Below are 15,301 nucleotides of genomic sequence, written 5' to 3'. Positions count from 1 at the left end.
AAAACAGCAAAACAGATGTAATAAAAGAATGGTATAGCTTGTCCTATAAAAAACGATCATAATTCATGAAGAGAATATTTTTGTCAGGAATACTCCTACTTCCGGCAATTGCTTTTTCACAAAGTATAACGGGAAAAATCACGCAAACCGGACATGAGGTTTCCTACGTTGAAGTAATAGCTGTAAAAGGTGAGAAGAAACAAACTGTTATTTCGGATGAAAAAGGAAATTATTCACTGAAACTTTTGGAGAAAGGAAATTACCATATACAACTTATACAGGAAGGAGTGGAAGTATTCAATAAGGATATTACGGTAAGTGGAGATCTGAAACAGGATTTTTTTATTGAAAAAAAGAAAGAACAGCAGATCGAAGGAGTTAGTCTTACCGCCAGAAAAAAACTGATTGAGAGAAAGGCAGACCGATTGGTTTTCAATGTTGCTAACTCCATTGCCTCACAGGGAATGGATGGGGCAGATGCTCTTGCAACGACACCATTGGTTAAAATAGATGATAATACAGGAGTTTCCATTGTTGGGAAAAATGGGGTAGCGGTAATGGTAAACGACAGGATACTGAACTTTTCACCCACCGAGCTTGTAACCTACCTTAAGAGTCTGCGATCTGAAAATATCGAAAAAATAGAAGTCATTACCTCACCGCCTGCCAAATACGAAGCACAGGGAAATAGCGGACTGATCAATATTGTGTTGAAGAAGAATCAGAATCTGGGATGGAGCGGAAGTTTTACGACAAGTCTTTAGCAGCAAACGTATACAGGAACATCCAATAGTGCAACCGTCAATTATCAGAACGAAAAGCTCCGTTCTTCATTGAAATTAAGACAGAATAAATATGACAAACATTCATATGAAAATTACTGGATAGAAGGTGCAGATGGTCTTAAAAGTAACGACAACAGAAAAGATTTCGGTGACGGGTTGGGCGCTAATATAAGTGTTGACTATCAGTTGAGTAATAAGTCTAATATAGGCTTTATCTATGATTATGGATTCGGCCACTCCAATATGAATATCACAAATACGTCGAACTATTTTCAGAATGACAACTATACAAATACACTACTTACGTATGCAGAACACAGAGCAACAGGGAAGCAGCATACGGCAAGTGCCTATTATGATCTGAAATTCGGAAAACAGGATCATAAGCTGAGCATTACAGGAAATTATTTTTCCAATGTTCCTGAAACGACCATTGATTTTACAACAACGGAGAACCTGGGAGACCGCTTTGTGGTAAAATCTCCTTCAACGGTAGATTATAAAATCTATTCCGGGCAGGCCGATCTTACTTTACCTTATCAATTTGCAAAAACCGAAACAGGCGTGAAATTCACTAATTTTGATAATAATTCCAATATATCCTATCAGAATCTGATCAATGGAAATTATGTGACAGATCCATTAAAAAGCAATCAGTTTGAATATAATGAGAAAAACTATGCCGCCTATATCAGCTTTGAAAAATCTTTCAATGAAAAATGGTCGGCAAAAGCTGGGCTTCGCTATGAATACGCTGTTGTTAACGGAAATTCTTTAACCTCAGGACAGCAGACAGAGAATTCTTATGGGAAATTTTTTCCAACGGCTTATGTTACCTATAAAAGTAATGAAAATCATACCTTCAATCTTAATTATTCCAAAAGGATCAACAGGCCTGGATTCCGGGCGATCAATCCATACCGCTGGTACATCAATATCAATTCTTACTTTACGGGGAATCCGTTTCTGAAACCTTCTATCAATCACAATTTTGAACTGTCCTATGTCTACAAAGGAAAACTGTCAGCTTCTGCTTATTTTCAGAGAACTTTGGATGCATTTGGTCAGCTGGCGAACCTGAAAAATGAAAACAGGATCAGTACTTTTGAAAACTATTACAATCAGAACAGTATGGGAGTTTCCCTTAACTATTCAGATACTTTTTTCAAAATGTGGGAAGCGAATTATTCAGCCAATTATGCTTATATGAATACGGATGTTTTTGCAACCGATGCCGCTTCCAGAAAAGGAAACAGCTATGATTTCGATGTTCAGAATACTCTGGGACTTACTAAGGGCAAAACAATTCAGCTGATTCTCAATTATTGGTTCCGTTTACCTTCAAATTCAGGAAACGTGTATATGGATTTTGCCGGAGTTTTTACGTCAGGGCTTAAGTTGAACTTTATGGAAAGGAACCTTCAGGTGAATGTAATGGTTTCCGATATTTTTAAGCAGGGAAAAAGTATTGGTAAAATTTATTATACGACAGGAACCCATTCTTACAATAATTATTACGATGCCAGAAGATTAACAGTATCGGCCACTTATACTTTTGGAAATAAAAAGGTAAAAGGAGCCAGCCGTCATGTGAATTTTGATGAGAAGAACAGAGCGAATTAGGAAAGGAAGTTAGAAAAAGGCCATTATTATTGGACTTTTAAATTGCTGAAAACTATAAGTTATTAGGATACTCCTTTTCATTCAAATCTATAGGGTTTCGCAAAAATAGCTTTCAAAAAATCCGGAGTAATATCTATACTTCTCCCTCAAAGAAATCTTGAAGATACAGCTCCTGATCATTCTCTCTTCTTTCTGTTCCCAGGTATTTTTTCCATGCCCGGGATTCATAATATACAATTCCCATTTCCCAGACACAATAAGTGGGGAGATGGGTTTTATTTCTGTCCCATATTTCAAATGTTCCCGAACCATCATAGTATACACTTTCCCATAATTCATTTTCACTTCGCCATGTGCAGACCAAAAGAAGATAGTTTTCTCCACACCGGTGCATGATAACAAAGCCAAGATCATCGATCTCCTGAAAATTTTCACCGGCGTTTTCTATTGCAAGTTGGGCATTTTTGATGTCTTGGGAAGAAATTTCGGAAAGATTTCCGGCAAGGTCATACCATTTGAACCTGGTCTTTCCAACGTTGAAAATTCCTTTGGGAGAAGCGTATTTGGATGGGTAAGCAGTATTTTCCATACATTATTTTGTGTGACGGATAAAAAGTCAGAATGAAAAAATAGAATAAACAACATTTTTAATCATCTGATTTATCACCTGATATTATAGATTTTATTGATTCTAAATTACCGAAAAAATCCGTAAATTTGTAAACAATTTATATTTATATGTTGACGAAAGAAAAGGTTCAAAATTTCCTTAAAGAAATAGAAGTAGACGATTTAGTGAATAATTTTCAGATTATGGGTGAAGATGTTTATATTGACATGACCGCTCATTCGCCTGCAATGCATGAAAAGAAAAAGCTGGAGGCTGCAATGAAGCAGGCTTTTGCCAGTGAGTTTGGAGAAAATGTTCATTTAAAACTTAAAATCGTTTCTCCGGAGCCTAGTGAAATTCAGCAAAGTCAGATCAAAGGAAAACAGATTCCCGGGATTCAAAATATTATCGCTATTGCTTCCGGAAAAGGAGGAGTAGGAAAGTCTACTGTTTCTGCAAATATGGCAGTAACATTGGCTAAAATGGGCTTTAAAGTTGGGTTATTGGATGCCGATATTTACGGACCATCAGTACCTACCATGTTCGATACAGAAGGAGCAAAACCCATTTCTGTAGATGTTGGTGGTAAAAGCATGATGAAACCTATTGAAAATTATGGGGTGAAAATGCTTTCTATAGGATATTTCTCAGGAGCTAATCAGGCTGTGGTATGGAGAGGTCCAATGGCTTCAAAAGCATTGAATCAAATGATCAGAGATGCAGCGTGGGGAGAATTGGATTTCTTATTAATAGATCTTCCTCCGGGAACAGGTGATATTCACTTATCAATTATCCAGGAAGTTCCTGTTACAGGTGCTGTAATTGTAAGTACACCTCAGCATGTGGCATTGGCAGATGTAAGAAAAGGTATTGCAATGTTCCAGATGGAAAGTATTAATATTCCTGTTCTTGGATTAATCGAAAATATGGCGTATTTTACACCGGATGAACTTCCTGAGAATAAATATTATATCTTTGGAAACCAGGGAGCACAGTATCTTGCTGAAGATCTTGGAATTCCGGTGCTTGGAGAAATCCCTTTGATCCAAAGTATCAGAGAAGCTGGAGATGTAGGAAGACCTGCAGCTCTTCAGGAAGGTTCTAAAATTGAAGAAATCTATACAGAAACAGCAAGAAAGATGGTTGAAAGCTTAGTAGAAAGAAATAAGAATATTCCTCCTACTGAAGCTGTAAAGATCTCAACAATGGCAGGGTGCTCACCAAAAGCAAAATAATAATAACTTTCAATCAAATTTGAAAAAACCGAATTGAACTGAAAAAATATGGAAACAAATATAACGCACGAAGATACAGTAACAAGAGTAATGGAAGCTCTGGAAAGCATCAGACCGTTTCTGAATAAGGACGGAGGTGATATTGAGCTTATTGATGTGAAAGATAACCAGGTTTTTGTGAAACTTTTAGGTAACTGTTCCGGATGTTCATTGAACTTTTCAACCCTTAAATTAGGTGTTGAAAATACCATTAAACAACATGCCCCGGAAATTGAAAAAGTAATCAACGTAGAGTAAAAACTACATCGGAGATATTTTTAAGACAGATCTTTTTTTAAGGTCTGTCTTTTTTATTTTCTTTTTTATTTATCATTAGCTACCAATAAACCTCACCGGTTTCTAAAATCTGTGAGGTTTGGGTCTGGTAAAGATATTATACCGGGATGTAGGTATGCCCTACAGGAATAAAAAAACCTGGCAATTATCCATTGCCAGGCCATTAAAACAATAGTAGAAAAATATAAACTATGAATGCTGAGTTAAAAACTTTTTATAGTTTTCCTCATTTTCAAAATAAGCCACCTCACCGTCATCACTTATCATCACAATATAGGCATTGGCCTTATTTACTGTTTTGCCGGTATACGGATCTACAGCTTCTCTTACGGTTTTGTCCTTGGGAATACGTTCTACACACATCTCACAACAGCCGTAATATATTTTTCCGTTGTGGGGAACTTCTATTTGCTTTTTACCCATATAGGCATTGTTTACCATACAGACGGTTTCATTAGGAACTTTGTCCCCTTTTGCATATTTTCCTGAGGCTACAGGCTGCATTTTTTGTATTGTGGAAGCTTCCTGACTGTTCTTTTTAGGTTTTTCGTTGCTGCATGCAGACCAGGTAACAGCACAGAAAATAATGATGAGTGGGTTTCTGATAATTGTTGTCATTATTGATATTATTTAATTATACTTCCTTCTAAAATTTCTTCATTTCCTTTCTTAATAATTTGATCACCTTCAGACAGATCACCGAACACTTCGATGGTGTCATTTAGAATTCTTCCTTTTTTTACAGGGATAAACTGAGCTTTCCCAGCCTCTTTTCTGATGATATAAATTCCCATATTGCTTTCTACCAGAGCTGACCTTGGGATGAAGAATGTAGCTTCATTATTTTGTAAAGGGATCCTTGATTCTGCAATCATAAAAGGTTTCAGCTCTCTGGAATGATTAATGAAATCAGCTTCTATTTTCTCAGAACGAAGCTTCATATCTAAAGAGCCTGATTTTCTTGATATCCTGGCTTTAAAACTTTTTTCCGGAAGAGCATTGATTCTGAATGAAATGGTATCTCCCAGATTCAAGTAAGGAACATTAGCTTCGGGAACGGATAAACTGAGACGTAATTTCGAGGTATTCTGTATCACCATCAGTGGAGCTCCTCCCATAGGGCCAACATAGGCTCCCACGTCTACATTTCTTTCTGTAATGACTCCGCTGAAAGGAGCACGGATAACCAGATATTGGTTGATATCCTGAATTTCACGGTATGCCGACCTCGCTGCATTAAGCTGAGCTTCATCAGAAAGTTTGCGCGCAGTGATCTGATCCAGGGCATCTTTGGCAATTGCTCCTTTGGTTTCATTGGCCCTGTACGTTCTGTCATAATTGGATTTTGTGGCAGTATATATGGCCTCCTGGGCCTGCCATTTAGCTTTTGCATTGGCTGCCTGAGACTGTATTTCCGGTGCTTCCAGAATCATAAGGATTTGTCCTGCATTTACATAAGAACCGATGTCCACATTAATTTTCTTGACATAGCTCTGTATTTTGGCAAATAAAGCAGTTTCCTGATCCGGAACAAGCTCACCGGGAAGTGTAAGATCAACTTTTGGATTGCTTTTTTTTATCTCCACAGTTTCCATGGCAGGCATCATCATAGATTTTGTTTCCTGCTTTGGCTCAGTTTCCGTTTTATCTTTGCAGGAAGCCGGAATAACGATAAGACTTAAAGTAATGGCGGTATATAAAATGTTTTTCATTGGATATAAAAATTATGGATTGGGATTAGAATAATGGATACTTTCTTTGTCTTCAGGATCTAGCGAAGGAGAAATAATGCTGGTATTTTTTTGCATCCATCCGAAAACAAGAGGAAGGATAACCAGAACAGAGAACGTAGAAAAAATAAGTCCTCCGATGACAGCCCGACCTAGTGGTGATACCTGATCACCACCTTCTCCAAAGCCGATAGCCATAGGAAGCATTCCGGCAACCATAGCTAGTGTGGTCATAATGATAGGACGGATACGCAATCTGGCAGCTTCAATACCTGCTTCTAAAGCATTTCCTGTTGATTTCCTGATTGTTTCAGCATTACTGATTAATAAAACAGCATTGGCAATGGATACTCCTACAGACATAATGAGTCCCATATATGACTGCAGATTTAAAGTAGAGCCTGTAAGTTTCAGTAATGCCAATGAACCGACAATTACAAATGGAACGGTTGTCAGAATTACCAGAGAGACTCGGAAAGACTGGAAGGTAGCAGCAAGCATCAGAAAAATAACTGCAGCAGCAATAAGCAATCCCGAAGAAAGGCTATCCAATGTTTCATGCAATACCGGAGACATTCCCGCCACTTCAATATTAACTCCTTTTGGAAGCTCACCAAGAGATTCAATTGCTTTTTTCACATCTTTGGAAGCCTGCTCCAGATCTGTTTTGTGGATATTGGCTGTCACGGTAGTGTAGCCCATCGTTCCCAAATTGTAGCTTTCACCTAATTCTTTTGTGGGGGTAATGGTGGCTACATCTCCGAGAACAGGTCTGTCAGAATTTTTTGACAGTGGAAGGCTGGCCAGCTCTTCTTTGCTGTTCAGAATATTCTGGGGAGTCTGAACCTGTACATCATAGGCAATCCCCATCATTCCTCCTACCCAGAAGTTTTTATTGGTATAGCGCGTGGAAGCTGTAGCTGTTACCAGTGATTTTGCAATATCCTGGGCATCCAGTCCTAATTGAGCAGCTCTCGTTCTGTCTATATTAATCTGTAAAGCAGGGTAATTCATCGATTGAGGAATTTGCTGATCACGCATGTAGTCTATATCTTTCAGTTTTGCTAAAAGTTTTTCGGCATACATACGGTTCATTTTTTTCATCATTCCGGAAATCCGTATCTCTACAGGATTATTGGTTCCCTGGCTCAGAATTTTTTCTGTCAGTTCTATAGGCTCAAAAGAGAGCTGAAGATCCGGCATTTTTTCCTTGTAATATTTTCGTAGCTCATCTTTGAACTCGTCTGAATTTCCGTTGAATTCTTTTAGGGCAACCTGCATCAATGCTTCATGTGGGCCGGCATTATACAGATAGATAGGGCTCACTGCAAATGTAGAAGGATGCTGCCCGATAAATACGGAAGAAATAGCAATATTGTCTTTTCCTACTTTATTTTTCAGATGTTCCAGAAATTTTTTCACTTTGATTTCAGTCACTTCAATACGGGTTCCTTCAGCCGCTTTTATACGAACCTGAAACTGGCGTGAGTTGGCTGTCGGAAGCACATCTTTTCCTGTACCCTGATAAAGTCCGATTCCGATACACAAAATAACCGCAAGACTTAGACTTACTATGATCCTTCTTCGTTTCATCAGTGAAGATAAAAATCCGGCAAAACGGTCCCGGAAACGGGTAAACCAATTGGGTTTATGATTCTCACAGACTTGTGGATCGTGTTTCATCATCCAATTGGCCATTACCGGAACAAAAGTTTGGGATAAGATGAAAGAAACAATCATTGAAAAACCAATAGCCATCGCCAGTGGCATAAATAATGATCCCGGAATACCACTCATCATAAAGGCCGGAGCAAAAACGGCAAGAATACAAAGCATGATTAAAAGCTTCGGAAAGGCAATCTCCTGACAAGCATCCCATATTGCCCGTGCCCGGGTTTTACCCATTGCAAAATGCTCATGGATATTTTCAATGGTCACTGTACTTTCATCAACCAGGATTCCGATGGCTAAAGCAAGGCCTGATAAAGACATGATATTAATAGACTGTCCGAATAATTTCAGAAATAATACTCCCGAAATAATGGATATCGGAATAGTCAGAACAACAATTAGCGCAGCACGGCGGTCATTTAAAAATAACATCACCATAAGCCCGGTTAGTAAAGCTCCTAAAATACCTTCTATAACTAAACTTTTTAAAGCATTTGAAATATAAACGGACTGATCAAATTCATAGGAAATATTGACATCATCGGGCATATTCCGTTGTATTTTAGGCAGGGATTTTTTCAGCGTATTGACCACTTCCAGGGTAGAAGCATTACTGGCTTTGGCGATATTAATATAAACCGATCTTTTCCCATCTATCAAAGCATATCCTGTTGCGATATCCGCCCCGTCTTTTACGGTAGCTACATCCCGGATATACACATTATCTGCTGTCCCCTTGAAAAGAGGAATACCTCCAAGTTCTTCAACCTTTTTTACAGTATTGTTGGTGGGGGTAAGATAATTGGTTTCTCCAATATACACATTTCCCGAAGGTGAAGTGATATTATTTCGGCTTATGGCTTCCACTACCTGTTCCGGAGACATATGGTGCGCCCGGAGTTTAACGGGATCTACATTAACCTCTATGGTACGCGGACTTCCTCCGAATGGCGGAGCAGTAGTAAGCCCGGGAATAGCAATTAAAAAAGGACGTGCATTGAAATTGGCAATATCCTGAAGTTCATTATTGGTTTTTGTACTGCTTCGGAAAACCAGCTGTCCTACAGGTTGTGAAGAGGAGTCGAACCGGATAATAAACGGTGGTGGAGCTCCGGGAGGTAAAAATACCTGAGAACGGGTGGAAAGAGCATTAATCTGTGCAATGGCTTCCCCCATATTTGTTCCTTCATAAAAATTGACTTTCATTAAGGTGAGCCCCTGGGTGTTTTTAGATTCAATACTCTTGATTCCGTTGGTAAATAAGAGCATATTCACATACATTTTTGTGAAGTATCCTTCCATCTGCTGTGGGGTATATCCATTAAAAGAATGGGCTACATATACAACAGGAAGATTCATTTCCGGGAGGATATCCACTTTAACGTCTTTAGCGGCTTTTATTCCAAAAAACAGCAGACCCAATACCAATACCATTACAGATATCGGTCTGCGTAATGCAAACTTTATAAGATTCATGTTTAAATTTTTGGTTAGTGGGTAATTGCTTTTGTAATGATCGAGATGTCACCTTTTGAAGCCGCAATAAGGATTACTGCCTGCCAGGAATTATTTTGTGCAATTTCATAATTGATCTCAGCACGGTTCAAAAGATAGAGAGCCTGGGTGAAGTCTACAATGGTTGTCAAGCCATTTTCGTATAAAGCTTTTTGTTGTTGAAAAGCGTCTGTGGCAGCCTGCATCTGTATTCGGGACTCTTTTACTTTTATAAGCGCATTTTTATACTTTGATTCAGAAAGGCTCTGCTGGTTAGATAACTCCTGTTGTAGTTGTTGATAATCAAAATCCAATGCTTTTGTGATCAGTTTCTGTTCATGGACTTTGAAGCTGGTTCTGTAGAAGTCCGTAAGGTTCCAGCTGAGGTTTAAGCCAACAATGTAATTCATTCTGTCTACTCCGATTCCTTTTAGGTAAGATGATGAAAAAGCAGCATTATCCTGAACATAATTCCATCCAAAACCTGATCCACGACCCTGAAATACTCCAAAAAGTGAGAGTGATGGAAGTTTCAATGTGTGTAAATGGTCTTCCTGTTTCCTGCTTTTATTCATTTTCTGAGCAAGAAAAAGAATGCTTGGATGTATTTCAGAAGATGATGCGGTTTCCTGAGTCAGAGATGGGGTATTGCTACTGAAATAATGATCCAGCTGATAATCTGTAAAGTCTTCCACCAGCAAATCAGCTAGTTTTTTGTTGTAGTCCAGTACATGATCATTAGCATTGATCGTTGCTGTCTGGGCACTGGACATTTCCGCTTTGGCAAGTGAGGCATCTACTTCTGGAATTAATCCGCTTTCTGCTCTTGCTTTCGCAATGGTATAAATGACTTCTGAACGGGTATGATTTTCGTGCTGAACCTTTTCAAGACGTTGGCTGACAAGAAGATTGAAATAAGCGGCGGCTGTTTTGATCTGGTGTTGGAAAATTTCCTGGTGCAAATCTGCTTGATGAACTTCTGTATCGGCGATTTCTATATTTTCTTTGGAGGTAAGCTTTCCAAACGTGTAGATATTCCAGTTGACATTAGCAAGATATAAGCTTCCAAATGCAGCATTCCAGTTCTGTTCTGCCAGCGGTATTGAGGTAGCGGCTGTGCCAAGTCCACCCTGGTTGTACATAGGTCCGTTTTGTGCGTTAATAGTCCCAAAACTCTGTTGAGCCATTAACGTAACTTCCGGAAGGTAGTAGGTTTTTTGAAGCTGAAGCCTTTCCTGAGAGGCCTGTATATTGATTTCCTTTTTTTTGATGGACTGGTAATTTTTTTCGGCCCTAAGTAATACGTCTTCTAAGCTCGTTAATTGAGCAAAGGACATGGCAGGGCAGCCCAGCCATAAGATGAGTGCTCTGAATGATAAATTCATATGGTATATTTAGAATTAAAATTGAAAAATAGTTGTCCCTATTGGGATCATAGTATGATTCAACAGTATTCTAAATTCTGTAAACGCAATGAAGGATGAAAAGGGAAGGGTAGTTGAGATGGTATTTTGAAGGATCAAAATAAGAAGTATGATTCTCAGGGTCAGCAGCAGGTGCACTGTCAAATACTGTCCCTAAGTTATAATAAGGAATGGATGCTGATAAAAATTTAACCGGAGAGTTTTTGTAAGAATGTGGCAGGTTGTCTTCTTTACAGATTTTTTTAACTTCCAGCTTACAGCATCCACTATGATTTTTTTGTTTATTGGCACTGCATTTCGGGCAATCCAGATCAGAAAGCTTTTTCAGTCCTACATGGATTTCACTTGAATTTCCTTTGCATACATGTTTGCTGGTAGTAAACCCTGAAGATACCACCATATAAAGAAAGAGAAATAATATGTGAAAGACGCTTTTCATTTCGCGTGATAAAATTAGCCTGATTAGCGTTGATGATATTATAGAATTATGGAAGAAGTTTATACTTTACGGGAAATAGGTCTCATTTCTATGGATAATCATTGTTTTCAACCATTAAAAAAGACCCAAAGATATCTCTGAGCCTTAATTAATTGTTTAGTTATGGTGATACCGTTCGATTATTTATTGTTTCACAACCTTATTTCCCACTCCTGTAAGAGAGGCATTAGGCTTTCCTGATTTTGTTCCGGAAGTTCTGTAGTATACTGTATTGTTGCCACCTTCTATGGCAACGTTATCCACTTTATCAATGTATATTTTGTTACCGGTTCCTGAAACAGAAACCTTTCTTGCGCTTCCTTTAACTGTTACTGTATTATCACCACCAGAAACCTCTACATTTCCACCATTAAGGGTATAATTAAGGGTATGTCCAACGCCATCTACCTGTATTGTTTTACCATTAGACTGTTCCACCCCTTTCGTGGATTCTGTTTTTCTGGATTGAGAAAATGCAGTACCTGTTCCTAGTAACAGGATAGCTAAAATACCTGCTGTTTTAATACTTTTCATATTGAATTTGGTTTTTGTTAGAGGTAAATATAAGTACAAAATAATTTTCTGATTGTTAATCAAAAGTTAAATGATTGCTTTTTTTGGATGTAAAGAGAATCTGTCTCAAAAGTCAAGGGAAGATTCCTAGGCGACATCCTTTGATATCCTTGTTAAGATTTTAAACCTCTCTTCTTTAAGTTAAAATTATAAACAAAAAAGCCTCTAAAAATAGAGGCTTCGATCAAATCTGTAGATTACTTAATAATAATTCTTTTAAGATGTCCTTCTGAAGTTTTCATAAGGTAGACTCCTGTAGAAAGACCGGAAGTATTGATGGTTAAAGCGTTCTTTTCTTTTCCAATCAGTTTTCCTGACATATCATACAGCTCATAATCCTGTTTTCTGTTAAAATAAAGGGTATTTCCTTTGTTTACAGGATTAGGGAATACATTGAATGTTGCAGTTTCAGGTTGTATTTCGCCCGTTCCCAGGGTTGGAGCCTGGGCTACCTCATAGATCGATAAGGTACCACTGATCTCATTGGCTACAATGACGTACCCTTTGTGGGATGTCGTATTTTCAGGAGCGATATAAATAATACCTTCAGGTCCGTTATCACCACCATAGGCAGAAGTAGAACGGGAATGTTTATAATCTGTAAAAGTAGGATTGTTAGGATCTGTAATATTGTAAACCATTACTCCTCCTGTTCTTTCCAAGGTAATGAAAGCGAAGGTTTGTCCGTTGATTGTCCCTAAGGCAACTCCTTCCGGCTCCGGACCTTTTGCACGGCTTCTGTTTTTAATGGCATTGGATTCATTATCCACATTGAAAAGCATTGGATAATAGGTTGCAATGTATCTTTCAAACTGGTCTCCACTGTCATAGACTCTTTGTTTTGTATCTGCATTGAAAATGGAGAATGAGCGTGCTCCTAATGCTGCTATTTCCTCAAAATCTGTATCTCCATCTGCATTCCCTGTAGCCGATGAAACTCTGAATCTCCCTAAATTATGAGAAGCTTTTAGTATGGCTGACTGAGGAAAAGCAGTTGGATCTAAAGTGTAATTATTAGCACCTACAGTGGTTCTTTCGCTGTATCCGGAAAGGTCTTTCTCATCCCCTTCATTGGCTGTTACAATATAATGGGTATTTCCTACTTTATAGTTTTGTACAGCATCAGGAGTGTAATAAGCTTTTACAGGCCAGTTGGCAATTAATACCTCTCCATTGTTATCAGAGGCATCAAAGCCATTCCCCGGTAGGCTCATGTCCTTTTTACCTAATCCCCAAATCCCTGTAATGGATTTGGTGGTAAGGTCAACTTCTGCAATAGCATTGTTTTCCTGAAGTGTTACCCAGGCCTTTTGGCTGTCTGCACTTACGGTGACATATTCAGGTTCTAAATCCTGAGAAAGGGTATTATTGGTTCTTACTTTTCTTAATCCGGTTGCTGTTAAGGCTGAAACCTGAGAATCAAAACTGTTAAAATTAAGAGTAGCTACATGAGTTTGGGTAAGGTTACCGATTCCTCCTGATATATCAATGATGCTGACAGTACCTTCAGGGTCTATCGTATAAGCATCGTTTGGCTCTCCTTCATTGGCTGTAATCACTTTTGTACCGTCAGGAGTGAAGGTAATCATATCCGGTAAAGCTCCTACGGTAACCTGTTTCAGAAAGTTTCCGTTAATATCAAAAAATACTACAGAACCGTTCTGTTGAGGATTGGTGTTTGGAGATGCTGCCGCTATGATTCCGTTTTTCACAGCGATACTTGTAATTCCGCCGTAAGGAGCCATATTGACTGTTTTGATAACCGATGGAATGTTAGGATTACTGAAATCAATAATATCAAATACATCGGTAATGGAGCTGATTGTAAATAAACGCTGTGTGGAAGGATCGTGAACTACAATTTCTGTGGAACTGTTATTATTTCCTGAAGGATCAAAACTTCCGATATAATTCAGCTGGATCTGATTGGATGGAACAGGGGCCGGTTTATCATTGTCTATAATATAAACTGTTGCAGAATTATCTCCCGAAATGGTTGCTCCGGTTGGGTTTTCGAGACTTACCACAAAATATTCTGCCTGCTGCTCTTCCGTTGCATCATCAATAATAGGAATATTGACAGTATAACTTGTTGTGGAAGGCGTAATAGTAATGGTCTGGTTAGCTAAACTAAAATCATTACTGTCTGCTGTACTGAATGGAGCAGGTTTAACCACTACATTAACTGTTGCCGTTGAGGGATTGGCTACGTTAATTTTGAAGGCCAGGGTTCCTATATTTTCATTGACTTTAATGAAATTCTTATCTAATGAAATTGTAGTTCCTGCTGTTGTAAATGTACTGGATGTCACTGCTGTGACTCCATTATCGCTGAAATCTTCAATTGTATTGGGTTTAAGAGCTACATAATAAGTCTGCCCCGGCACTAAGCCGGAAGTTGGGATGACGGTAATGATGTTGTTGCTGAAAGCTGTAGTAAAGGGAACTTGTGTACCAGTAGAGTTTCCCAGACGAAACTCTACCAGATTTTGTGCATTAGAATCGTTAATCGCGGAATTGTCTGCCCATCTTACATTTTCATTAAAAGAAATAGTAGGGTTGACAGTTGTTGAAGCATTATTTGTGTTGTTTATAGGAAAATAAGTGACGGTGGGGGGAGTAGTGTCAGCACTTCCTGCTGAAGTCGCATCTACCGTAAAATTATCAAAGCGATTGTTTCCACCTGTTCCTCCTCCTGTTGCAGAAAATTCAACTTTTAATTTAAAATTCGGGTTATTGGAAGCTCCTGCTACAGCCGAAAAGTCAAAGGTAATGAGTTGTGGGTTGATATCCTGAGGATTTACAGTCTGGTAGGGGATAAAGGTGGTTCCATCAGTAGAATAAGACCATGCCTGTGTTCCTGCTCCCTGACCTGATCTTCTTGTCGTGAATTTTATATTCACATTATTATAGCCTGTTGTAGGAAGGTTGAATTGTAATGCACCCCCAATAGGATTATTAAATCTTAAATGGGTTCCGGATGGATCTCCATTTCGGGCATTCAGATTAGCCGGATCGAAGTTTTGTCCTGTACCATTCGCAAAATCTATTATACTGCTGCCACCTGCTAAAACATTCAGTGAGCCATTAGTAAGTGTAGAAGTAGGTGTCGTGATGGAAGCTGTGGAAGCATTATTGTTAAAATTCCAGTAATGAATAAGGGTTTGCCCGAAAAGTCCGCTCTGAAAAAAGAATGCGGCAATGACAGATCCTTTTAATAGGTAGTTGTTGATCATTTTTTACTTTTATTAGATAAATGCAAAAATGAACTTTATGTTTGTTAACTATTTTAATGGAATTTTAAGAAATGTTTAAAAAACAGGTTTATACCATACCCAATAT

The 15,301-nt window shown here is 38.5% G+C and carries 12 protein-coding genes; 4 read left to right on the top strand and 8 right to left on the bottom strand.

Going from position 1 to position 15,301, the window contains the following annotated elements:
• Positions 1–65: 65 nt before the first annotated feature.
• Positions 66–764 carry a carboxypeptidase-like regulatory domain-containing protein gene (locus DRF57_RS12265; protein ID WP_115918770.1) on the top strand — a complete coding sequence of 233 codons (699 nt, stop codon included), beginning with the start codon at positions 66–68 and terminating at the stop codon, positions 762–764.
• Between the two features lie 69 nt (positions 765–833).
• Positions 834–2,408: an outer membrane beta-barrel family protein gene (locus DRF57_RS12260; protein ID WP_115918768.1), complete on the top strand. Its 1,575-nt coding sequence runs from the start codon at positions 834–836 to the stop codon at positions 2,406–2,408.
• A 133-nt stretch (positions 2,409–2,541) separates the two neighbouring features.
• Here DRF57_RS12260 and DRF57_RS12255 read toward each other — a convergent pair whose 3' ends face one another.
• Positions 2,542–2,997, bottom strand: coding sequence for a hypothetical protein (locus tag DRF57_RS12255; RefSeq protein WP_115918766.1), 456 nt, complete (start codon positions 2,995–2,997; stop codon positions 2,542–2,544).
• A gap of 149 nt (positions 2,998–3,146) precedes the next feature.
• Here DRF57_RS12255 and DRF57_RS12250 point away from each other — a divergent pair, with 149 nt between their 5' ends.
• The gene (locus tag DRF57_RS12250; RefSeq protein ID WP_047492057.1) at positions 3,147–4,253 is read left to right on the top strand and encodes an Mrp/NBP35 family ATP-binding protein; all 1,107 of its coding nucleotides are present in this window, start codon (positions 3,147–3,149) and stop codon (positions 4,251–4,253) included.
• A gap of 48 nt (positions 4,254–4,301) precedes the next feature.
• A complete protein-coding gene (locus tag DRF57_RS12245; RefSeq protein WP_002977212.1) occupies positions 4,302–4,550 on the top strand; it encodes a NifU family protein in 249 nt (82 codons plus the stop codon).
• 228 nt (positions 4,551–4,778) lie between these two features.
• On the opposite strand, the gene DRF57_RS12240 is transcribed toward DRF57_RS12245, so the two are convergent.
• The 7 genes from DRF57_RS12240 to DRF57_RS12210 all read right to left on the bottom strand — a co-directional run bounded on the left by DRF57_RS12240 (position 4,779) and on the right by DRF57_RS12210 (position 15,195).
• On the bottom strand, positions 4,779–5,207 hold the full coding sequence (locus DRF57_RS12240; RefSeq protein WP_115918764.1) for a hypothetical protein: 429 nt from the start codon (positions 5,205–5,207) through the stop codon (positions 4,779–4,781).
• Positions 5,208–5,215: 8 nt separating this feature from the next.
• Positions 5,216–6,301 (bottom strand): efflux RND transporter periplasmic adaptor subunit, encoded by a 1,086-nt coding sequence (locus DRF57_RS12235; protein ID WP_115918762.1) that lies wholly within the window; start codon positions 6,299–6,301, stop codon positions 5,216–5,218.
• A 12-nt stretch (positions 6,302–6,313) separates the two neighbouring features.
• Positions 6,314–9,466: an efflux RND transporter permease subunit gene (locus DRF57_RS12230; RefSeq protein WP_115918760.1), complete on the bottom strand. Its 3,153-nt coding sequence runs from the start codon at positions 9,464–9,466 to the stop codon at positions 6,314–6,316.
• 14 nt (positions 9,467–9,480) lie between these two features.
• The gene (locus DRF57_RS12225) at positions 9,481–10,869 is read right to left on the bottom strand and encodes a TolC family protein (protein ID WP_115918758.1); all 1,389 of its coding nucleotides are present in this window, start codon (positions 10,867–10,869) and stop codon (positions 9,481–9,483) included.
• Positions 10,870–10,939: 70 nt separating this feature from the next.
• The gene (locus DRF57_RS12220; RefSeq protein WP_123863317.1) at positions 10,940–11,347 is read right to left on the bottom strand and encodes an HYC_CC_PP family protein; all 408 of its coding nucleotides are present in this window, start codon (positions 11,345–11,347) and stop codon (positions 10,940–10,942) included.
• A 183-nt stretch (positions 11,348–11,530) separates the two neighbouring features.
• On the bottom strand, positions 11,531–11,920 hold the full coding sequence (locus DRF57_RS12215) for a DUF3060 domain-containing protein (RefSeq protein ID WP_115918756.1): 390 nt from the start codon (positions 11,918–11,920) through the stop codon (positions 11,531–11,533).
• 236 nt (positions 11,921–12,156) lie between these two features.
• Positions 12,157–15,195, bottom strand: coding sequence for a choice-of-anchor I family protein (locus DRF57_RS12210; RefSeq protein ID WP_115918754.1), 3,039 nt, complete (start codon positions 15,193–15,195; stop codon positions 12,157–12,159).
• Positions 15,196–15,301 lie beyond the last annotated feature (106 nt).

The sequence above is a fragment of the Chryseobacterium rhizosphaerae genome, assembly GCF_003385455.1.
In the GTDB taxonomy this organism is placed as follows: Bacteria; Bacteroidota; Bacteroidia; order Flavobacteriales; family Weeksellaceae; genus Chryseobacterium; species Chryseobacterium rhizosphaerae.
The sequence above is the reverse complement of the archived record's forward strand: the minus strand, read 5'-3'. Positions and strand labels throughout refer to the sequence as shown.